The organism is Streptomyces sp. NPDC059564, assembly GCF_042735575.1.
In the GTDB taxonomy this organism is placed as follows: domain Bacteria; phylum Actinomycetota; class Actinomycetes; order Streptomycetales; family Streptomycetaceae; genus Streptomyces.
Genome location: NZ_JBHWBP010000475.1, coordinates 1 through 4,753, shown reverse-complemented (window position 1 = coordinate 4,753; position 4,753 = coordinate 1). Strand labels below are relative to the sequence as shown.

3 protein-coding genes are annotated in these 4,753 nt (G+C 76.3%); 2 read left to right on the top strand and 1 reads right to left on the bottom strand.

The window, feature by feature from the left end; translation table 11 throughout:
• The coding region (locus ACFV0Q_RS38450; protein ID WP_385012335.1) for an FHA domain-containing protein at window positions 1-1,097 on the bottom strand (1,097 nt) is incomplete at its 3' end.
• A gap of 383 nt (window positions 1,098-1,480) precedes the next feature.
• On the opposite strand from ACFV0Q_RS38450, the gene ACFV0Q_RS38445 reads away from it, so the two are divergent.
• Window positions 1,481-3,268 carry a protein kinase gene (locus ACFV0Q_RS38445; protein WP_385012333.1) on the top strand — a complete coding sequence of 596 codons (1,788 nt, stop codon included), beginning with the start codon at window positions 1,481-1,483 and terminating at the stop codon, window positions 3,266-3,268.
• Between the two features lie 170 nt (window positions 3,269-3,438).
• A complete protein-coding gene (locus tag ACFV0Q_RS38440; protein WP_385012332.1) occupies window positions 3,439-4,689 on the top strand; it encodes a serine/threonine-protein kinase in 1,251 nt (416 codons plus the stop codon).
• Window positions 4,690-4,753 lie beyond the last annotated feature (64 nt).

The window sequence follows — 4,753 nt, the reverse complement described above, 5'->3', positions numbered from 1 at the left end:
CTGCCGTGCCATCCCGCGCCGGGGTCGCCCGCGCCGGGGTCGCCCGTGCCGGGGGTGCCCGGGCGGGGGGTGCCGGGGCGGAGTCCCATGTCGGGGTCGGGGGCGGAGCCCCCGTTTCGGGAAGGGGCGGGGTGGGGGAAGGACTCCCGGGCCCCGGACCCGCCGGAGCCCGGGCCCTCGCCGAAGGCCCCGGCGCGCCGGGCCGCGCCCGGGCCGCCACCCGTCTGCGGGTCCTGGCCGGGGCCCGCGGCGGCGGACCGCCCGGCCGGGGCCCGGCCACCCGTCTCCGGGTCCGTGCCGGGGGCTGCGGAGCCGGAGCGCCGGGCCGGGCCCGGGCTGCCGGCCGAGGGGGTCGGGAGGGAGAGGTGGCCCTCCTGGTCCGGGGTCACCGGGAGGGGGCGGGCGGAGCCGGCGGCCAGGCGGAGGGTGGATTCGCCGATGCGCAGGAGCGCGCCCGGCGGCAGCGGGACCGCCCGGACCCCCACCGGGGCACCGTCGAGGGTGGTGCCGTTCGTCGAGCCGAGGTCGGCCACGGCCACCCGGCCGTCCGGCATCACGGTCACCGCGCAGTGCAGCCGCGACACGTCAGGGTCGTCCAGCGGCACGTCCGCGTCCGCCGAGCGGCCGATCCGGACGGCTCCGGGGTGCAGCAGGTGGACCCCGCCCGCGTCGGGCCCCGCCACCACGTGCAGCTGCGGCGCGCCGGGGCCCTCGCCCAACGGGACACCGGCATCGGCGTCGGCGTCCGCCGCTGGGGCGTGCAGCGCCAGCACCGCCCCGTCCACCAGCGGCGGCTCCCCGAGCACGGCCCGCTGGAGGTCGAGCCGCCGCGAACCGGCGTACAGCACCACCGTGCCGCCGGTGTCGGGTCCGCCGACGGTCGCCGCGAGCCCGGAGGCGACCGCGGCCAGCGCGGTACCGGCGGGCGCCGTGACGAGCACGTCACAGCCGGCCGGCGCGGTGGAGGCCTGGTGGCCGCTGCGCGGCCCGAGGACGGTCAGCCGGATCTGCATCGCCGTCAGCGGTCCCTTCTGCGCGGAGCGCGAGCGCGCGGTGCGCGGTGCGTGCGCGCGCCCGGCAGGGGAACGGCGGGACACGCCTGCCCGAACACCCCCCGCCCGGCACGGACGCGTCGTCCGGTCAGGTCTGCCGGAAGGCCGGGCTCCCGCCCCGGCCGTTCCGTACGGGTGCATCCTCGCACCTGTCGCGTACGACACGCCCGGCACCCGCAGACAAATGATCTTGATCGATCGCGGGGCGGTCCGCCCGTCGTACAAATACGGACACCGAGCTGCGCAAAATCGCCTCCGGCATACCCCGCAAAACTCACCCTTCGCACATATGTGCGGCAACCAACCTCCTCCGGCCCGCGTCTTCCCCGGGGACACCCCCTAGAGTTGGGCCGGAAACCCGTACAGCGGAATCAGCCGAAACACTCCGGGAAAGACCCGACGAACACGACAGCAGGGGAGCGCGAGACGTGCGGCCAGTCGGCAGCAAGTACCTGCTCGAGGAGCCGCTCGGACGCGGCGCCACGGGCACTGTCTGGCGTGCCCGCCAGCGGGAGACCGCCGGCGCGGAGGCAGCCGTCGCCGGGCAGCCCGGCGAGACCGTGGCCATCAAGGTGCTCAAGGAGGAGCTGGCCCAGGACGCGGACATCGTCATGCGCTTCCTGCGCGAGCGCTCCGTCCTGCTGCGCCTGACCCACCCCAACATCGTCCGCACCCGCGACCTCGTCGTCGAGGGGGACCTGCTGGCCCTGGTCATGGACCTGATCGACGGCCCGGACCTGCACAAGTACATTCGCGCGAACGGCCCCTTCAGCCCGGTCGCCGCCTGCCTGCTCACCGCCCAGATCGCGGACGCGCTCGCCGCCAGCCACGCCGACGGCGTCGTCCACCGCGACCTGAAGCCCGCCAACGTGCTGCTCGACGAGCGCGGCGGCCAGATGAAGCCGATGCTCACCGACTTCGGCATCGCGCGCCTGGCCGACTCCCCGGGCCTGACCCGGACCCACGAGTTCGTCGGCACCCCCGCCTACGTGGCGCCCGAGTCCGCCGAGGGCCGCCCGCAGACCTCCGCCGTCGACATCTACGGCGCCGGCATCCTGCTCTACGAGCTCGTCACCGGGCGCCCGCCCTTCGCGGGCGGCACCGCCCTGGAGGTGCTCCACCGGCACCTCAGCGAGGAGCCCCAGCGCCCCGCGACCCTGCCCGAGCCGCTGTGGATCGTCATCGAGCGCTGCCTGCGCAAGGAGCCCGACGAGCGCCCCAGCGCCGAGAACCTCGCCCGCGGCCTGCGCGTGGTCGCCTCCGGCATCCGCGTGCACTCCTCGCCCGACGAGGTCGAGGCCGCGCTCGGCGTCGGCGGCCTGCTCGTGCCCGACCCCTCGCCCGCGCCCGTCCCCACCGTCCCCGGCGCCGCCGACCCGACGCGGGCGCTGCCCGCCGGGGCCCCCGCCTCGCCGATGGGCGCGTACGACCCGAACGGCATGACCAGCGTGCTGCCGCCGGTCGGCGGGGCCGACGCCACCACCGTGCTGCCCAGCACCGGCGGTCCCGGTACGCCGGGCGCCGCCGACCCGACCTCCGTGATGCCCCCGGTGCAGCGGCCCGACGCCCCGCACCCGTGGGAGTCGCAGATGCGGGCCGCCCGGGACCGCAACGAGCAGACGCAGATGCAGTACCTCGACCCGAGCGAGGACCCCCTGCGCCGCCGCCCCCAGCGCCAGGCCCCGCCGCCTCCGCAGCACCAGCCGCGCCCGCCGCAGCAGCAGTACCAGCAGCCGCAGCAGCCTCCGCAGTACCGCCCGGCGCCTCCGCCGCAGCAGTACCAGCAGCCTCACCCGCCGCCGCAGCACTACCAGCCGCAGCAGTACCAGCAGCCGCAGCAGCCCCCGCAGTACCAGCAGCCGCAGCAGCCCCCGCAGTACCAGCCGCCGCAGCCGCCTCCTCAGCAGCACCGGCCTCAGCCGGCGCCGCAGGCCCCGCAGCCGCAGCGGCCCGCGCCCGCGCCGCGCGAACCCCGCGAGCCGCGCCGGCGCAGCGCCAACCCGGTCCGCATCCCGGGCCTCGGCTGCCTCAAGGGCTGCCTGGTCATGATCCTGCTGCTGTTCATCGGCGGCTGGCTGGTCTGGGAGCTCACCCCGCTCCAGGAATGGGTCGGCACAGGCAAGAACTGGTGGGACCAGGTCTGGAGCTGGGGCACCCAGGCCGCCGACTTCATCGGCTCGATCGGAGACTCGACGAGCGGCGGGGGCACCCCCTGACGCTCCGCCACGGGGCCGCGGTCGCGGCCCCGTGGCGCCGACTTCGTGGATTTGTCGACATCCGGGACGTGATTTCGCCCGCAGAAGTGAAGGTCGCCGCGATCCGGAGCGCTCAACCCCCATTCGGCCGCGTAGCTTTGTCGCGTACGCCAGCCGCTGAGGGAGCAGTCGTGGCACGGAAGATCGGCAGCCGGTACACCGCGCATCAGATCCTGGGGCGCGGCAGCGCGGGCACGGTGTGGCTGGGCGAGGGGCCTGACGGGCCCGTCGCCGTCAAACTGCTGCGCGAGGACCTCGCCTCGGACCAGGAGCTGGTCGGACGCTTCGTCCAGGAGCGCAGTGCGCTGCTCGGCCTGGACCACCCCCACGTCGTGTCCGTCCGCGACCTCGTCGTGGACGGCAACGACCTCGCCCTCGTCATGGACCTCGTCCGCGGTACGGACCTGCGCACGCGCCTCGACCGCGAGCGGCGGCTCGCCCCCGAGGCGGCCGTGGCCATCGTCGCGGACGTCGCGGACGCGCTGGCCGCGGCCCACGCGGCGGGCGTCGTCCACCGGGACGTCAAACCGGAGAACGTCCTCCTCGACATGCAGGGCCCGCTCGGGCCGGGCGGCGCGCACCCCGCGCTGCTGACCGACTTCGGCGTCGCCAAGCTCATCGACTCCCCCCGGCGGGCCTCCGGGGGGCGGGCCACCGCGCCGACCACCCGGATCATCGGGACGCCGGACTACCTCGCGCCGGAAATAGTGGAAGGCCTGCCACCGCGGGCGGCCGTCGACATATACGCCCTGGCCACCGTCCTGTACGAGCTGCTCGCCGGGTTCACCCCCTTCGGCGGCGGGCACCCGGGTGCGGTGCTGCGGCGGCACGTCACCGAGACCGTGGTCCCGCTGCCGGGGATCCCCGACGAGCTGTGGCAGCTGATGGTCCAGTGCCTGGCCAAGGCTCCGGCCTCCCGGCTGCGGGCCTCGGAGCTGTCCGTCCGGCTGCGGGAGCTGCTGCCACTGCTGGCCGGGATGCCGCCGCTGGACGTGGACGAACCGGACGACGCGGAAGCGGAGCCGGAGCCTTCGGAGGAACCGGCGGAGTCGCCCGTGCGGCGGCGGGGGGTGGTTCCGCTGGTGCCGGGGTCCGCGACGGACTCCAACCGGGACACCCACACCTCCATGCGGGTGCCGGGGCCGGACGAGCTGGCCGGCGGGGCGCTGGGCACGGCCCGGGTCCCGCGGCCGGCCGGCGGGCACCGGCCGGGGTCGGCGCGGCACCGTGCGGAGGCTGCGCGGAAGCGGAGGCTGGTGCTGAGCGCGTCCGCGGTGGCGCTGGCCGTGGCGGTGGGGGTCGGGAGCTGGCTCGCGGTGTCGGGGGACGTCGACGCCCCCCGCCCACAGGCCACCAACCTGTCGGGCCCGGCCCGCCCCTAGCGTCTCCCTCTGCGAGGGGCTCGCCCCTCCCCGCCCGTCCTCCACCAGCTACCGAGGGGAGGTG